This is a genomic window from Stappia stellulata DSM 5886 (assembly GCF_000423705.1).
Taxonomy (GTDB): domain Bacteria; phylum Pseudomonadota; class Alphaproteobacteria; order Rhizobiales; family Stappiaceae; genus Stappia; species Stappia stellulata.
The window spans coordinates 295018-311807 of the sequence record NZ_KE384083.1 but is presented as its reverse complement, the minus strand read 5'-3'; the positions used below and the strand labels follow the sequence as shown (position 1 = coordinate 311807).

15 protein-coding genes are annotated in these 16790 nt (G+C 65.0%); 7 read left to right on the top strand and 8 right to left on the bottom strand.

Annotated features, from left to right (window positions below):
* Positions 1–3 precede the first annotated feature (3 nt).
* The 3 genes from G572_RS0118545 to G572_RS0118535 all read left to right on the top strand — a co-directional run bounded on the left by G572_RS0118545 (position 4) and on the right by G572_RS0118535 (position 2987).
* The gene (locus G572_RS0118545) at positions 4–858 is read left to right on the top strand and encodes an N-formylglutamate amidohydrolase (RefSeq protein ID WP_169391336.1); all 855 of its coding nucleotides are present in this window, start codon (positions 4–6) and stop codon (positions 856–858) included.
* Between the two features lie 111 nt (positions 859–969).
* Positions 970–2214 carry a phosphoglycerate dehydrogenase gene (serA, locus tag G572_RS0118540; RefSeq protein ID WP_029059755.1) on the top strand — a complete coding sequence of 415 codons (1245 nt, stop codon included), beginning with the start codon at positions 970–972 and terminating at the stop codon, positions 2212–2214.
* Positions 2215–2306: 92 nt separating this feature from the next.
* The gene (locus G572_RS0118535) at positions 2307–2987 is read left to right on the top strand and encodes a cupin domain-containing protein (protein ID WP_029059754.1); all 681 of its coding nucleotides are present in this window, start codon (positions 2307–2309) and stop codon (positions 2985–2987) included.
* Between the two features lie 14 nt (positions 2988–3001).
* Here G572_RS0118535 and G572_RS0118530 read toward each other — a convergent pair whose 3' ends face one another.
* The 5 genes from G572_RS0118530 to G572_RS0118510 form a co-directional block, all read right to left on the bottom strand.
* Positions 3002–3595, bottom strand: a complete 594-nt coding sequence (locus G572_RS0118530; RefSeq protein ID WP_029059753.1) for a YceI family protein — start codon at positions 3593–3595, stop codon at positions 3002–3004.
* A 94-nt stretch (positions 3596–3689) separates the two neighbouring features.
* Positions 3690–4610: an ROK family protein gene (locus tag G572_RS0118525; protein WP_029059752.1), complete on the bottom strand. Its 921-nt coding sequence runs from the start codon at positions 4608–4610 to the stop codon at positions 3690–3692.
* Positions 4607–6265, bottom strand: coding sequence for an ABC transporter ATP-binding protein (locus G572_RS0118520; protein WP_037547434.1), 1659 nt, complete (start codon positions 6263–6265; stop codon positions 4607–4609). The genes G572_RS0118525 and G572_RS0118520 overlap by 4 nt, the downstream gene beginning before the upstream one ends.
* 1 nt (position 6266) lies before the next feature.
* Positions 6267–7085, bottom strand: a complete 819-nt coding sequence (locus G572_RS0118515; RefSeq protein WP_245566276.1) for an ABC transporter permease — start codon at positions 7083–7085, stop codon at positions 6267–6269.
* Between the two features lie 43 nt (positions 7086–7128).
* Positions 7129–8073, bottom strand: a complete 945-nt coding sequence (locus G572_RS0118510) for an ABC transporter permease (protein WP_029059749.1) — start codon at positions 8071–8073, stop codon at positions 7129–7131.
* A gap of 542 nt (positions 8074–8615) precedes the next feature.
* Between G572_RS0118510 and G572_RS0118505 the strand changes: the two genes are divergently transcribed.
* The 3 genes from G572_RS0118505 to G572_RS0118495 all read left to right on the top strand — a co-directional run bounded on the left by G572_RS0118505 (position 8616) and on the right by G572_RS0118495 (position 11817).
* Positions 8616–9596, top strand: coding sequence for an ABC transporter substrate-binding protein (locus tag G572_RS0118505; RefSeq protein WP_029059748.1), 981 nt, complete (start codon positions 8616–8618; stop codon positions 9594–9596).
* Between the two features lie 133 nt (positions 9597–9729).
* On the top strand, positions 9730–10767 hold the full coding sequence (locus tag G572_RS0118500) for an ABC transporter permease (RefSeq protein WP_029059747.1): 1038 nt from the start codon (positions 9730–9732) through the stop codon (positions 10765–10767).
* A gap of 9 nt (positions 10768–10776) precedes the next feature.
* A complete protein-coding gene (locus G572_RS0118495; protein WP_029059746.1) occupies positions 10777–11817 on the top strand; it encodes a quaternary amine ABC transporter ATP-binding protein in 1041 nt (346 codons plus the stop codon).
* 151 nt (positions 11818–11968) lie between these two features.
* On the opposite strand, the gene G572_RS0118490 is transcribed toward G572_RS0118495, so the two are convergent.
* Both G572_RS0118490 and G572_RS0118485 read right to left on the bottom strand, forming a co-directional pair.
* Positions 11969–13468: an ABC transporter substrate-binding protein gene (locus G572_RS0118490; protein ID WP_029059745.1), complete on the bottom strand. Its 1500-nt coding sequence runs from the start codon at positions 13466–13468 to the stop codon at positions 11969–11971.
* 75 nt (positions 13469–13543) lie between these two features.
* On the bottom strand, positions 13544–14815 hold the full coding sequence (locus tag G572_RS0118485) for an acetylornithine deacetylase/succinyl-diaminopimelate desuccinylase family protein (protein WP_029059744.1): 1272 nt from the start codon (positions 14813–14815) through the stop codon (positions 13544–13546).
* Between the two features lie 127 nt (positions 14816–14942).
* Between G572_RS0118485 and G572_RS0118480 the strand changes: the two genes are divergently transcribed.
* A complete protein-coding gene (locus G572_RS0118480) occupies positions 14943–15875 on the top strand; it encodes a DUF6030 family protein (protein WP_037547431.1) in 933 nt (310 codons plus the stop codon).
* Here the strand turns inward: G572_RS0118480 and G572_RS0118475 are convergent.
* Complete coding sequence (locus G572_RS0118475; protein ID WP_029059742.1) at positions 15853–16773, bottom strand: pirin family protein; 921 nt, start codon at positions 16771–16773, stop codon at positions 15853–15855. The two genes, G572_RS0118480 and G572_RS0118475, sit on opposite strands and share 23 nt — an antisense overlap.
* Positions 16774–16790 lie beyond the last annotated feature (17 nt).

Sequence of the window (16790 nt, the reverse complement as noted above, 5' to 3'; positions counted from 1 at the left end):
GGCATGCCCGCCGACGGTGACATGATCGAGATCCGTCGGCCGGCGCGGGGGCTTGCGCCGCTTGTGCTCGACAGCCCGCATTCCGGCACGGTCTACCCGGCCGATTTCGACCCGTTGCAGCCGCCGTCGCTCTACCGCCGGGCGGAAGACATGTATGTCGACGAACTGTTCTCGGCGGCACCCGATCTCGGCCTGCCGCTGCTTGTTGCCCGCTTCGGGCGGATCTATTGCGACGTGAACCGCGCCTTCGACGATCTCGCGCCCGAAACGCTCGCCGACGGCGACGATCTGGTGCTGGCCCCGGGCGCCAAGGCGCGGCTCGGCAAGGGCGTGGTCTGGACCGCAACGCCGCCGGACGGCGCGCCGCTGCTGGCGTCGCCGCTCGCGCGCGCCGACTACGAGGCGCGTCTGGCGCGCTGCTGGCGACCCTATCATGCGGCGCTTGCGGAACTTCTGACCGAGACACGCGGCGCCGCCGCCGCGGTCTATCACCTCGACCTCCACTCGATGCAGCCGGTCGCCAACGCGATGCATGAAGACGAGACCGGGGATTTGCGTCCCGACATCGTTCTGTCCGACCGCGAGGGCCGCAGTTGCGCCGCCGGCTTCCTCGGGGAGGCCCGCCGGATCCTGGAAGGTCTCGGATTCTCCGTTGCGATCAACGATCCCTTCAAGGGCGCGGAGATCCTGGCGCGGCACGGCGGTCCGGAAAACGGTGTCCACAGCCTTCAGATCGAGGTCAATCGCGCGCTCTACATGAACGTCGAGACCTATGAGAAGACGGCGGATTTCGCGGACACCAGGGAACGTCTCACCCGCTTCCTGCGCGACCTGCGCGATTGGGTCGCGCTCGGCTAGATCTGCATTTCCACCTGGCGACAGTTGAATTTTGGGCGCGGACAGGGCAGGAGAGCGCAATCTGTCGCGCGCGCTCTGCCGCCCGCCTGTCCCAGGATCACGGAAACGCTCATGAACACCGGTCTGTCTCGCCCCAAGGACCAGATCCGCTGGTTGCTGCTTGAGGGCATCAGCCCGTCGGCTACCGACGTGCTCGCCGCCTCCGGCTACACCAACGTTCAGCTTCTCAAGACCGCGCTCGACAAGGACGCCCTGAAAGAGGCGCTGCAGGGCGTTCACATCCTCGGGATCCGCTCGCGCACCCAGGTCGATGCGGAGATCCTTGAAGCCGCGCAAACGCTGGTTGCGGTCGGCTGCTTTTCCGTCGGAACCAATCAGGTCGACCTGGTTTCGGCCAATCGGCGCGGCATCACCGTCTTCAACGCCCCGTTTTCCAACACGCGCAGCGTCGCCGAACTGACGGTTGCCGAAATCGTCATGCTGATGCGCGGCAGTTTCCAGAAGTCGATGGCCGCCCACAACGGCCGCTGGCTGAAGAGTGCGGCCGGCAGCAACGAGGTGCGGGGCAAGACGCTCGGTATCGTCGGCTACGGCAACATCGGCTCGCAGCTCTCCATGCTCGCCGAGGCGATGGGCATGCGGGTGATCTACTTCGACCAGACCGACAAGCTGCGTCACGGCAATGTCGAGCCGACCGGGACGCTGCACGCGCTTCTGGAAGCCTCCGATGTCGTGTCGCTTCATTTGCCGCAAACACCTGAAACGCGCGGCATGATCGGACGCGCGGAGATCGCCGCCATGAAGAAGGGCGCCTATCTCATCAACAACGCGCGCGGCACCGTGCTCGATATCGACGCGCTCGCCGATGCGCTGAAGTCGGGCCATCTGGCGGGTGCTGCCGTCGATGTTTTCCCGAGCGAGCCGAAGTCGAACGACGAGGAATTTCTCTCGCCGCTTCGCGGTCTGGACAATGTCATCCTGACGCCGCATGTCGGCGGCTCGACGGAAGAGGCGCAGGAGCGCATCGGTGAGGAAGTCGCCCGTCGGCTGGTGGAATATTCCGATGTCGGTTCGACAATCGGCGCTGTGAATTTCCCTCAGGTGCAGCTGCCCAAGGGCACCGAAAACACGCGCTTCATCCAGGTGCAGCGCAATACGCCCGGTGAACTCGGCAAGCTCAACGACCTCTTCGCCAAGTGGAAGGTCAACATCGCCGCGCAGCATTACCAGACCGACGGTGAAGTCGGTTACGTCGTGCTCGACGCCGACGGCCCGGTCGAAAACGCCGTCACGCTTCTGGAGGAAATCCGCAAGTTGTCGGGCACGATCCGCGCGCGGCTCCTCAACCGGGTGTAGGGCGGCGGGCGTTTGCCCTTGACCGTCTGGTGAAGCGCCCCATCCTGATGCTTCGAAACCCTCCCCCCGGGCGGTCGAAGGAGACGATCACGATGGATCTCAACGCGGACTTCAAAACGCCGGCATCCATCCACGCCGGCGAGCTTGAGTGGCGGGCCTCGCCCATGCCCGGCGTCAGCCGCCGGATGCTCGACCGCATCGGCGACGAGGTGGCACGTGCCACCTCGATCGTGCGCTATGACGCGGGAAGCGCCTTTTCCGCGCATACCCATGGCGGCGGCGAGGAGTTCTTCGTGCTCGAAGGGGTCTTCCAGGACGAACACGGCGACTATCCGGCCGGCACTTATGTGCGCAATCCGCCAGGATCCAGCCACACACCCGCCTCTAAGGACGGCTGCGTCATTTTCGTCAAGCTCTGGCAGTTCGACCCCGCCGACCGGACGCATGTGATCGTCGATACCAACAAGGCCGCACCGGTGCCCCATCGCGACCGGCCGGGCGTCTCGGTTCTGCCGCTGTTTGCCGACGACCGCGAGGATGTGCGCGTCGAACAGTGGGAGCCGGATGCGGAGGTTTCCCTCGATGCCGTCGGCGGCACGGAAGCGCTGGTTCTCGACGGCAGCCTGCGCCATGGCGTAGAGGTCTTCGGGCGCGACGGATGGCTTCGCCTTCCCGTCGGCGCAAGATTGCATGCGGTTGCCGGCGCGCAAGGTGCGCGCGTCTTCGTGAAGACCGGCCATCTGCGCGACGTTTCGGCGCCCGCGACCGGCTGAGCGCCTTTCGCGCCCTACTGCCGGATCGCCTCCAGATCGATGCGGATCGGCACCTCGTCGCCAACCAGCCCGTTTTCCACCGCGTATGTCATTCCGAACTCGGACCGCTTCAGCGTCGTTCGCGCGCTGATGCCGATCACATAGGTGTCGCCGAAGGGGTAGGGGCCGACCTTGTTCAAGGTGACATCGAGCGTCACCGGACGTGTCACGCCGCGCAGGGTCAGGTCGCCGGTCACGGTGCCGCTGCGCGCCGTCTCTTCCTCGGCGGAGGTCATCACGAAGGTGATGTCGGGATGGGTTTCGGCTGAAAGAAAGTCGTCGGAGCGCAAATGCCCATCGCGCCGCTCGTTGTTGGAAAACACGCTGTCGGCGGGGATCGTGACCGTGAGATCGCTCAGCGTGCGGGTGTCCTCGTCGAAGGTGAAAGAGCCTTCGCCTTTCAGGAACATGCCCCAGGTTGGCGCATAATCGATGTGCTGTGCATTGAAAACAATGGAAAAATGCGCCGGATCGATCTTGAAGTCGCGCGCCTCGGCGATGGCAGTTGCCACCGGCAGGGCCGCGAAGGCAACAAGGCCCGACACGGTTGAAATTGCGAGACGACGCATGCTGTCCTCCCTTTGTCGCATGCCATCCCGGCGATGACCGGCCGGGGGCTTTTCAAGGATATAGGACAGCCTGTCCCGGTCGGGGAGGGGCAGGTCAGTCGTTCCAGAGCCATGCGGCACCGCGCACGCCGGAACTGTCCCCGTGCTTCGCCTTTCGGATCGGCACGCAATACTGGTCGGAAAATATGTAGGGAGCCATCGCGTCCGGAAGTTGCGCATAAAGCTCGTCGACATTCGACATGCCGCCACCGAGCACGAAGACGTCCGGGTCGAGAATGTTGGCGACCATTGCCATCGCCCGCGCCAGTCGCGAGATGTAACGCTCCAGCGCGGCTTGCGCCTCCGGCTCTCCGGCGCGGGCCCGCGCGACGATCTCGCGTCCGGTGGCCGATGTGCCGGTGGCGCGTTCGTAGTCCCACTGGAAGCCGGTTCCGGAGCACATCCGGTCGATGGTGCCGCGATGGCCCGTCCAGCAATTGGGACCGGGAAACTCGTCCTCGCGCATCCAGGGCACCGGGATATTGCCCCATTCGCCGCCGATGCCGTTTGCGCCGCGATGGGCCGCGCCGTCGATGGCGATCCCGGAACCGCACCCCGTGCCGATGATGATGGCATGGACGACATGCACGCCCGCCCCAGCACCGTCGGTCGCTTCCGAAACAGCCAGACAATTCGCGTCGTTCTGGATCCTGACGGGTCGTGCGAGTGCGGCCTCCAGATCCCGGTCGAGCGGCTGTCCGTTCATCCAGGTGGAATTGGCGTTCTTGACGAGACCTGTGGCCGGCGAGAGCGAGCCGGGAATGCCCAGCCCGACGCTGCCGTTTTCGCCGGTCGCGGCTTCGGCCGCCTCCACCAGGGCGACAACCGCGCGGATGCAGCCCGCGTAGTCGTCGCGCGGGGTTGCAACCCGCTGGCGGAACCGCTCCGCGCCGTCGGCTCCGAGCGCGATCGCCTCCATCTTGGTGCCGCCCCAGTCGATCCCGATCCTGAGCCGCCGCGATGTGTCCTGCGTCATGGCGTTTCGGTGTCTCCCTGTCGCTCGGCGTCCCGTGCCCGGCGCGCCGCAAGCGCCGTCTTGAGGTCCGGTGCGGCGGCAACGAGCATGCGCGTGTACGGGTGCCGGGGGTGGTCGAAGACGCGTGCCGTGCGTCCGCGCTCCACGATCTTTCCGCCGTTCATCACCATCACCTCGTCGGTGATCGCGCGCACCACGCTCAAATCATGCGAGATGAACAGATAGGCGAGGCCGAGCCTGGCGCGCAAGCCGGCCAGCAGATCGAGCACCTGCGCTCTGATCGACACGTCCAGCGCGGAGACCGGCTCGTCGGCGATGATCAGGCGCGGCCGCGTGACCAGGGCGCGCGCGATCGCTATGCGCTGGCGCTGGCCGCCGGAAAACTCATGCGGATATTTGCTCGCATCCCCGGCACTCAGGCCCACTTCGCCCAGGGCCTGTGCGACGCGGTCGCGCTTTTCATCCGCTCCGATTTCCCCACGCAGCAGATGCAGCGGCTCCGCCACCACCCGGCCGATGCGATGGCGCGGATTGAAACTGCCGTAAGGATCCTGAAACACCACCTGAACGGCCCGGTGCACCGCCTCGCGCGCATCGCCGGTCGCGGAAAACGGATCGCGGCCCAGGACCGACAGGCTGCCGCTGTCGGGCGCCTCGAGCGCCAGCAGCGTGCGCGCCAACGTGGACTTGCCGCAGCCGGATTCCCCGACAAGGCCGATGCTCTGGCCGGCGCGAATGTCGAAGCTCACGCCCTTGACGGCGCTCAGCCGGCGCGGTTTTTCGAAGAAACGCGTGCGCGGTTGCGGGTAGCTGCGAACGATGTCGCGCGCGCTCAGAAGCAATTCGTCGGAGGCCGCGCGCCCTGGCCGGATCGGTCGCCGGGCGCGGGTCGGGACATGGTTGGACGCCGCCAACAGCGCCCTGGAATAGGGATGCGTGAGATTGGCGAAGAGCGAGCCTGTCGGGCCGCTTTCCACGATCTCTCCGTCGCGCATGATCGCCACGCGGTCCGCCATTTGCGCCACCACGGCGAGGTCGTGGCTGATCAGCAGACAACCCATCCGGTTTTCGTCGACGATCTCCTGAATGAGCGCGAGGATCTGCGCCTGAATGGTGACGTCCAACGCGGTCGTCGGTTCATCCGCGATCAGGAGGTCGGGGCTGCAGGCAATTGCCATGGCGATCACCACGCGCTGGCGTTGCCCGCCGGAGAGCTGATGCGGATAGCGCTCGCCGGTCACCCGCGCCCGCGTCAGACCCACCCGGTCGAGCAACCCGCGGGCCCGCTCCGCCGCAACGGCGCGGGGCACGCGCATGTGCCAGAAGATCCCTTCGGCAATCTGCTCGCCGATGGTCTTGACCGGGTTCAGCGCGGTCATCGGTTCCTGAAACACCATGCCGATCCGTCGCCCGCGCAAGCGGCACATCTCCGCGTCGCGCAATTGCAGGAGGTCGCGACCGTCGTAGAGCAGGCCGCCCCCGGCGGCGGCGCCATGCGGCAGAAGCCCCATTGCGGCCAGTGCCGTCATCGACTTGCCGGAGCCGCTCTCGCCGACAAGGCCGAGCGTTTCTCCGGCATCGATTTCGAAATTGACGGATTTCAGGATCTGTTTTCCGTGAATGCCGACCCTCAGGTCGCGCGCCTGGAACAGCATGTCAGGCCACCCGCCGTTTCAGGCGCGGGTCCAGCAGGTCGCGCAAGCCGTCGCCGAGCAGGTTGAGCCCGATCACCGTGACGACAATGGCAAGCCCCGGGTAGAGCGCAAGCGTCGGTGCCAGCATCATCATTGTCTGCGCCTCGTTCAGCATGCGCCCCCAGGAGGCGAGTGGCGGCTGTGCGCCGAGGCCAACATAGGAGAGCCCGGCTTCCGCAAGAATGCCGAGGGAGAACTGGATCGTGCCCTGCACGATCAGGAGGTTGGCGATATTGGGCAGGATGTGTTCGACGATGATGCGGATTTCGCCCTTGCCCGAAACCCGCGCGGCCAGCACGAATTCCCGCGACTTGGTAGCGAGCGCGCCGCCGCGGGCGACGCGCGCGAAGACGGGGATGTTGAAGATGCCGATGGCGATGATCGCATTGACCGCGCCGGCGCCGAACAAGGCAGTGATCATGACAGCCGACAGAAGCGCGGGAAAGGCGAAGATGAGGTCGTTGACCCGCATCAGTCCCTCGTCCAGCCATCCGCCACGCGCGGCGGCGATCAGCCCCAGCGGGACGCCGACGCAAACGCCGATGCCCACAGCGACAAGCGCCACCGCAATGGACGTGCGCGCGCCCACCATCAGCATCGACAGCATGTCGCGGCCGTATTGATCCGTGCCGAGGGGATGCGCCAGCGAGGATCCCTTGAGCCGGTCGGCGACCGAAAGCGCATCGATGGCATAGGGCGTCCACACCAGCGAGACGAGGGCCGCCACCAGCACCAGCGTGACGATGGCGCCTCCGGCGAGAAGCGTGCGGTGGCGCAACAGCAGGAAAACGAACGGCAGGGCGGGCGGGGTCTGGCTCACGGGCTCACCGTTTTCTCAGCCGCGGGTCGGCCGCGGCATAAGCCATGTCGACGAGGAAGGTCACGAGGATCACGGTGCCGACCAGCAGCACGACGACGCTCTTCACCACGATCAGGTCGCGCTGGGTGATCGCCTGGAAGATCAGCCGTCCCAATCCCGGCAGATAGAAGACGTTTTCGATGATGATCGTGCCGGCGATCAGGAAGGAGAATTGCAGGCCGAGGATGGTCAGCACCGGAATGAAGGCATTGCGCACCGCATGGCGCCACAGCGTTGCATGGCGGGTCAGGCCCTTGGCACGCGCCGTGCGCACGTAGTCTTCGTGCAGCACATCGATCAGCGCGGAGCGCATGACGCGGGCGAGGATCGCCGCCTGCGGCAGCGCTAGCGCGACGGCCGGCAGCGCCAGCGCTTGCAGGGCGGGGCCGACGCCGGCCTCCCAGCCCGGAAAGCCGCCGGAGGGCACCAGTCTGAGCGATACGGCAAAGACATAGACCAGCAGCATGGCGAACCAGAAATTCGGGATCGCGATCCCGATCTGCGTCAGCGCCATGATGCCGCCGTCCTGCCAGCCGCCACGGTGGCGCGCGGCATAAACGCCGACGGGAATGGCAATGACGGTGGAGAGCGCCAGCGCGATCATCGCCAGCGGCAGGGAGACGACGGCGCGATCCGCCACGAGATCGGCGACCGGGACGGAATATGTGTAGGACGTGCCGAGGTCCCCGGTCGCGAAACCGCCGATCCAGGCGAGGTAGCGGGCCCAGGCGGGGCGGTCGAGGCCCATTTCACTCCTGAGCGCGGCAAGCGTGTCCTCCTGCGCGTTCAGTCCCAGCATCAGCTGGGCCGGGTCGCCCGGCAGGATCTCCAGCACCACGAACACCAGAAGCGTCGCGACGAGAAGGGTCGCAGCGAGGCTGGCGAAGCGTGTGGCAGCATAAACCAGCATCCAGGAGCGGACCTTCGTCGCATGAGGCGAGGGAGCAGGAAAAACGCGGGGGGCAGAGGCACCGGGTCGAGCCTAGCGCGGAACCGCGATCAAGCAAAGACATGCGTGCATGCGGCGACAACGGTCGGATTCTCTCTCTTTTGCCGTCCGGGTTCCGGAGAGTCTTCCACAGGGCGCGGCGACGGAAAAAAAGATCGATGAAGGTGTTTGGGAGTCGCTTGATGCATGATCAAGTTTACGTAGCGTCCAATCGCAATATAGAGCGGTTTGGCGCGAGTTTCGGGGAGGGTTGAAAATGGCGAGGCTCTCAATTGGAGAGTGCCTTTTTCCTGCCTATTCTGATTGTTGAGGTGAATAAGCATTTCAACCGAATTTGAGTTTTCACCTTTGTCAGATTATACAGAATTGCAATGATCGGGAAACTTGAAAGACGCTGTTTCGAGCGACGCGGTGCCGCTGTGCTGGCGCCGCCGTCTTTCGTTCGATGGTGTTGCTTGCTGTCGCGATCGTTATTTCTTCCCTTAAAAACTCAGGATGATTTCATGCGGAAACTGACCTTGACGGCGGCCGCTCTCGCGGCTTCGTGTCTGCTGCCGCTTTCGGCGCAGGCTCAGGAGGCCACTTGCGGAGAGGTGTCCATCACCCAGATGAACTGGGCTTCGGCCGAGATCGTGACCACCGTTGCGAAGTTCATCATGGAGCAGGGTTACGGCTGCACCGTTTCGGCCGTTCCTTCCGACACCGTGCCTGCGATGGCTTCGGTTGCCGAAAACGGCGAGCCGGACATCGTGACCGAGCTTTGGCAGAACTCCGTGGGCGATGTCTATGATCGGCTCATCTCGGAAGGCAAGCTCAAGCAGTCCGGCGAAGTGCTGGTGCCGGGCGGCATCGAGGGCTGGTGGCTGCCGGCCTATCTGGTCGAGAAGCATCCCGAACTCGCAACCATCGAAGGCGTGATGGCCAATCCCGAGCTCGTTGGTGGCCGGTTCAACAACTGCCCGGAAGGCTGGGGCTGCCGGGTTGTCAGCGACAACCTGATCCGTGCCTTCGATCTGGAATCCTCCGGCATTGAGGTATTCAACCACGGCTCCGGCGAGACCCTGGCCTCTTCCATGGCCGCGGCCTACGCGGATAACGAGCCCTGGTTCGGCTACTACTGGGGCCCGACCGTTCCGCTCGGCAAGTTCGACATGGTGAAGGTGGACCTCGGCGAGTACGACGAGGCGGCTCATACCGCCAATCAGAACAAGGAAAATCCGGATCCCAAGCCGTCCGATTTCCCGACCGCCAAGATCTTCACGGCCGTGCTGACCGAACTTGAGCAGCGTGAGCCGGAGATCGCCGATCTCATGTCGAAGATGTCCTTCAAGACAGACACGATGAGCGCACTGCTTGCCTGGAAGGACGAGAACAACGCCTCTGCCGAAGAGGCCGCTGTCTACTACCTCACCAACCATCAGGACGAGTGGGGCCCCTGGCTCAGCGACGGGGCGCGCGAGCGCCTGGCGAAGCTGCTCCAGTAAGCGGGAGCTGCCACGAGGGGACACCCCTTCGAATCTGCGGACGGAGCCGGACCCGGCTCCGTCCTTTTCATTGCAACACCTTGTCTTGCAACAACAACAACAAGGGCGGGCCTCATCAGGTCCGGATCAATCAATGGCTACCTATGACGGTGTGTTCGATGCGCTCGGGCTGAGGACGTGGTGCGATGCCTCCAGCAACGACGGGCCGATGTCCATGGCCGACCTGATGGCGGAGACCGGCAGCGATGACGCCAGCGCGGCATCCCTTCGCGATCTTCCCTTTCCTTCCCTGGATGCGCTTCATGAGGCCTGCGGCGCGATCCCGCAGACCCGCGATCTGACGCTCGGGCTCGAGCAGGGGTTCCTGGCCATTCGCGACGGTTTGCGCATTGTCATCGACCCGCTGACGCAGCCCTTGAGCTGGATGCTCAGCGACATGATCTGGATGATGACCTCCACCCCCTGGTGGATCGTCATTCCGGTCCTGCTTCTGTTGAGCTTTCTGGTCGCCCGGTCCTGGAAAGTGGTCGGGTTTGTCGCCGCCACCCTCGGACTGCTTGCGTTCATCGACCACTATGAGCCGGCGATGGAAACGCTCGCCATCATCTTTGTCTGCGCCTTCATCTGCGTCCTCTTCGGTGTCCCGATCGGCATCGCGATGTCGCGGTCCGACCGGATGCAACGCATTGGCATCCCCATTCTGGACATGCTGCAGACGTTGCCGCCCTTCGTTTACCTGATCCCGTTGATCTTCCTGTTCTCCGTGACGGAGCCGAAGCTCTACGGCATTGCCATCATCCTCTACGCCATCGTTCCGGTCATTCGTCTCACGGATCTCGGCATCCGCCTGGTCGACCAGAGCGTGGTCGAGGCTGCGGACGCGTTCGGTATGACCAGCCGGCAGAAGCTCTTCGGCGTCCAGATCCCGCTGGCCCTGCCCAACATCATGGCTGGCGTGAACCAGACCATCATGATGAGCCTCGCCATGGTGGTGATCGCCTCGCTGGTGTCCGCCCCCGGCCTCGGCGTGCTGGTGCTGCGCGGCATTCGCAACCTGGAACTCGGTGTCGGTCTGGTTGCAGGCTTCGGCATCGTGATGATCGCCATCCTGCTCGATCGCGTCACGAAGGCGGCACTCGCCCGCGTCGATGCCAGCCAGTCCAGCCGCTAGGAGCATGCGATGACCAATCAGGTAAAAGTATCGATCCGCCACCTCTACAAGATCTTCGGGGACGATCCCGCGACAGCGATGGAAGCGGTCCGCCAAGGCACGAGCAAGGCGGACCTGCTGGAAAACCAAAACCACGTGCTCGGCCTGCGCGACATCAATGTCGACATCCGCGAGACCGAGATCACGGTGATCATGGGGCTGTCGGGATCGGGCAAGTCGACGCTGATCCGTCACTTCAACCGGCTGATCGAACCGACCGCCGGCGAGGTGTGTCTCGACGGCGAGAACATTCTGGAGTGGGACGAGGCGCGTCTGCGCCAGATGCGTCGCGAGACCATGTCGATGGTCTTCCAGAAGTTCGCCCTGCTGCCGCATCGCACCGTCCTCGACAACGCAGGCCTCGCCCTGGCCACGCGCGGCAGGAAACGCAAGGAGTACGAGGCAGAGGCGGAACGCTGGCTGGAGCGTGTCGGCCTCGGCGGTCTCGGCGGGCAGTTTCCCCATCAGCTTTCCGGCGGCATGCAGCAGCGCGTCGGCATTGCCCGCGCGCTGACCTCCAATGCGCCGATCATGTTGATGGACGAGGCGTTTTCTGCGCTTGATCCGCTGATCCGCACCGACATGCAGGATCTCCTGATCGAGCTTCAGGCCGAACTGCGCAAGACCATCGTCTTCATTACTCATGATCTCGACGAGGCGCTGAAGCTCGCCGATCATCTGGTGATCTTGAACGATGGCGCGGTTGTCCAGCAGGGCGAGCCGCAGCATATCCTGCTCAATCCGGCGGATGCCTACATCGCGGACTTCGTGGCCGACATCAACCGTGCCCGCGTGCTGCGCGCGCGCTCGGTGATGCGCACGGACCCTGTCGACGGCGAGATCGCTGGCGAGATCGATCACAACGACAATCTGGAAAGCGTGATCGAAAAGGCGGAAGGGGCGCTGTCGCCGCGGTTCCGCGTGATGCGGGACGGCAAGCCCGTCGGCACGCTGCTGATGTCGGACATCATGCGGGCGCTTGTGCCGCGCAAGACCGACCACGCCGCCTGAGACGGCACGCGGACGTCCCGCGCCCCGTCGCGATTTGCGCGGCGGGGATTGCAAACTTCGCTTCGCATTGTCACAAAACGAAAAGGGCGGAGGGAGCCATCGCCTCCGCCCTTCGATCATCGCTGCCGGACCCGCATCAGGGCCGTGCGGATCAGTCCCAGGAAACACCCGTCAGGTCGTTCGCCTGGATCGGGGCGTTGACCCACAGGCCGTTCAGCCCCGACGCCCAGACGCCCGCCTTCGCGAGCTGGAACAGATAGGCGTTGACCGCATCCTCGGTGATGATCTTTTGCGCTTCGCCCATCAATGCGTAGCGTTCATCCGTGGCCGAGGCGTTGTCCAGCTTGGCCATCGTCTCGTCGAAACGGGCGCTGTCGTACTGGAAATAGTAATCCTTGCGCCCGTAGATGCCGATGTCCATCGGTTCGGTGTGCGAGACGATGGTGAAGTCGAAGTCCTTGCCCTTGAACACCTCCGACAGCCACTGTGCCCATTCCAGCGGCACGATCTCCAGGTCAACCCCGATCTTCTTGAGGTCCGAGGCAATCAACTCGCCGCCGCGCCGGGCGTAGATCGGGGGCGGCAGCTTGAGCGTCGCGGTGAAGCCGTCCGGATAGCCGGCCTCGGCAAGCAACGCCTTCGCCTTGTCGAGATCGAGCGGATAGGTCTCGGTCAGGTCGAGATAGGCCGGGTGGTGCGGGGCGAAATGCGTGCCGATCTGTGTGCCGATGCCGAACATCGCCCCGTCGATGATCGCCTGCCGGTCGACGGCATGCGAGATCGCCCGGCGCACCCGCACATCGGCAAGCGGCCCGGCCTTGTTGTTCATCGCGAGGATGGTTTCGCCCTCGGTGGTGCCGACGGCGACGGTGAAGCGCGGGTCGACCTCCAGCATCGGCAGGTTTTCAGGCGCCAGGAAGATCGGGAAGGCGTCGACGTCGCCGGCCAGAAGCGAGGCAAGCGCCGCTGCCGGATCGGCGATGATCTTGAAGGTGGCTTTCTCCAGCGCCACCGGATCGCCCCAATAGGCGTCGTGGCGCACGATCTCGACATTGTCGCCCTGCGCCCAGTTGGAGAAGCGGAACGGCCCCGTACCGACCGGCTTCGTCTTGTTGGTGTCTGCACTTTCCGGCGCCACCATCGCGGCATCGCCCCAGCCGAGGTTGAAGAGGAAACCGCCGTTCGGCCGGGCGAGCGTCACTTTCACGGTCAGGGGATCGACGACCTCGACGCTTTCGATGCCGGAAAACAGCGGCTTCTGCGCATTGGTGCTGTCCTCGGCGCGGGCGCGGTCGAGCGAGAACTTCACGTCCTCCGCGTCGAACGTCGTGCCGTCATGGAAGGTCACGCCCTCCTGGAGCGAAAATGTATAGGTCAACCCGTCCTCGGAGATCGACCAGCTCTTCGCCAGCCAGGGCTGCACGGCGCCCTCCTTGTCGATCCGGGTCAGGCCCTCGAAGATGTTCGCGTAGGTGATCTCGTCGATTGCCGCGGCAGCACCTGCGGTCGGGTCGAGATGCGGCGGCTCCAGACGCACGCCAAGCACCAGGTCGGTGCGGGCGGCTTGCGCGGGGGCCGGGCCGAATGCGGTGGCCGCGCCGATCACGAGACCGGCTGCAAGGACCGTGCGCCGGTTGAAGAATGCCATCATCGAAAAGTCTCCCGTTTCCGTGCCGCGTTCGGGATCGGGCGCAAAGGGCCGTCCCGTATCGTCTTGGGGTCTAGCCTAGCGCCCGCCGGTCAGGAGCGCCACGGTCGCTTGCGCCATCACCTTGGCGCTGTCGACCATGTCGTCGATGCCGACGAATTCATCCGGCCGGTGCGCCATGTCCAGAATGCCCGGTCCGTAGGCGATGCAATCATGCAGATGGCCGATGCGGGCGATATGCTTCTGGTCGTAGGTGCCTGGAGAGATCACGTAGTCGGGCGCTTTCGACAGCACGTCGCGAATGCCGTCGGCGACCGCGCGCACCACCGGAGCGTCGCGGTCGGTCATCGTCGGGATCACCTCCATGAGGTCGCGGATGCGATAGTCGAATTTTTCGCGCGTGCGGGCCAGATCGTCGAGGATGTCCATCACCTCGCCCTTCACCTCCTCCAGGCTTTCCTCGATCAGGTAGCGGCGGTCGATCACCATTCGGCAACTGTCGGGAACGCAAGGCGAGGGCAGGCCGTCGAAGCCTTCCGGCTGCCCGCCATGCATGGAATTGATGTTGAGCGTGGAGGAGCGCGCGCCCTCCGGCACCACCGGCATGTCGGTGTGCTTGCCGGCAAGCTTGGGATAGAGGTCGCGCTCGAAGCGTTCCAGCACGGCTCCCATGTGGCGCACGGCGCAGTCGCCCAGAAACGGCATCGACCCGTGGGCGATGGAGCCGCGCGTTTCGATCTCCGCCCACCACACACCGCGATGACCGAGGCATATGCGGTCCTTGTTGAGCGGTTCGGGAATGATCACGTGATCGACGCGCGGTTTGGAGAACAGCCCCTTGGACGCCAGATAGGCAACGCCGCCGAAGCCGCCGGATTCCTCGTCGACCGTGCCGGAGATCTCGATGGCGCCGGGAAACTCCGGCATGGCTTCCAGAAGGGCCTCGATGGCGATGATCGAGGCGGCAAGCCCGCCCTTCATGTCGCAGGCGCCGCGTCCGAAGATCTTGCCGTCGCGCACGAGGCCGGCGAAAGGGTCGACGCTCCAGCCGTGACCGGCCTCGACCACATCGATGTGGGAATTGAAATGAACGCAAGGGCCGGGCCGTCGGCCCTCGAAGCGCGCCACCACATTGGTACGCGGATAGCGGGTGCTGTCGCCGGGGGTGTCCTCGCCGCGCATGTAGACCACCTGGAAACCGCGCGCTGCCAGCCGGTTGCCGATGAACTCCGCGCAAGGCGTATAGGCTTCGCCCGGAGGATTGACGGTCGGGATGCGGATCAGATCCTGTGTCAGCCGCACAAGCTCGTCGCGCTTGTCGTCGACGCGCCGAAAAAGCGCCTCCAGCATGTGACCTCCCGTGATAGGACAGGGCCTGGCGACCACAAACTTGCGCCGGGTGTCCATGCGCATGGTGCATCACTCTACGGTGGCTTTCCAGCGCGCAGACAGCGTTTTTCGCAGTGAAGGGCGGGACGTGCCGAAGACGATTTGGCAAAACACCGAGGACGCGACGTCAGGCGGGTCCGGAGCGACGCTTGCGGAGGGCGAAAGCGGACGCCAGACGCTTGCCAGCCTGCATCGACGGCAGACGCTTCGCCGGGGCCTGATGGTGCTGGGCGGGGTCGCGGCCGTCGCGCTCGCCGTTGCGATTGCCTCCGGCGTGGTGGGGGAGGCGCCGGAGCCGCCGCCGTCGGCGGAGATCGCGCCGGATCTGCCCGCCGATGCGTTGGCCGGGATCCCGTCGGACGAGCGGGCGCGGCTGCTGCGGCCCGAGCTCGACCGACCCGCCGTCTTCAAGCGCGTCTATGGCGGCCATCCGGCAGATCTCTGCGCGGCGATCTCCGGTCTCGGCGTGCCGATGTCCGACTGGAAGCCGGATCCCTTCGTGGCCGGATTTTGGTATTGCGCGAGCGAGCTGGTCGTTCTTGGTCGCAGCTTGTCGGACGGTCGCAAGGCGACCCTTTTCGTCAACTTGCGCGGTCAAAGCGAGATTTCGCTCAACACCGTGCGCATCAAGCTGAATGCGGAAAATCCGGCGACCGTTCGCCAGGCGCGCGCCTCGCTGATGCGGGTGCTCGACGCGGTCGGCGCGCGTTACGGCTGGCCGTGGCCCGAGGAGGTGCAGGCGGCGGTGGCGGACAACCGCGCGGCAACCTTCGAGCAATACGGCATGACCTTGACCATTCTGCCGGAGGATCCCGATCTCACCGGCGACGCGCCGGATGTCGTGCGGGTGAATGTCATCGTCGAGTTTCCCGTCGTCGATCTGGTTGCTCCCGCTGAACTCTTCGCCCCCTTCGCCTGGGAGGCGGAAAGGGCGAGTGAGCGCAAGCGCAACCGGCCGGTCGGCGGTGCGGACGGGCAGATGCGCGACACGCGCGGCGTCAGCGGCCGGGCAGGGGAATGAATTCTTCCGCGTCGCCGGGAACGGTATCGAAGCGCATCTGCTTCCAGTCTTCCTTGGCCTGATCTATCCGTTCCTTCGAGGAGGAAACGAAATTCCACCAGATGTGGCGCGGACCGTCCATCGGTTCGCCCCCGAGGATCAGGAACCGCGCCGGTCCGCGCGCCGTCACGGTGATGGCGTCGCCCGGCTTGAAGACGAGAAGCTGGCCCTGGTCGAAGGTATCGCCGGCGATTTCGACCGTGCCCTCGACGGTGTAGATCGCGCGTTCCTCATGGGTGGCGTCGACCGGCAGGCGTCGGCCGTCCTCCAGCGTGACATCGGCATAGATCGTTTCCGAGGCGGTCCTGACCGGCGAGCGTGCGCCGAACAATTCGCCCGCGATCACCCGCACCGTCGCGCCCTGGTCGCTCAATACCGGTAGATCGGCCTTGCCGATATGCTCGAAGGCCGGCGCGGTTTCCTCGACTTGTTTGGGCAGGGCGACCCAGCTCTGGATCCCGAAAAGCTTGCGCGCCCGTGCCTTCTGCTCCGGGTCCTCGCGCTCCGAATGCACGATGCCGGCACCGGCCGTCATCCAGTTGAGGTCGCCCGGGCGGATCGGCAGATCGGAGCCGAGACTGTCGCGGTGATGGATTTCGCCTTCGAACAGATAGGTGACGGTGGCAAGGCCGATATGCGGATGCGGGCGCACGTCGATGCCGCCGGAGTGGAGAAACTCGGCCGGTCCCATCTGGTCGAAGAAGATGAAGGGGCCGATCATCTGGCGTTTGGGAGAGGGCAGCGCGCGGCGTACCTCGAAGCCGCCGAGATCGCGCGCCCGGGGAACGATGATCGTGTCGATCATGTCGCAGGCGCTGGCATCGCCGGGTGTCGGGTCGAGATCGGGCATCCAGGTCATCGGCGTCTCCTCCTCAG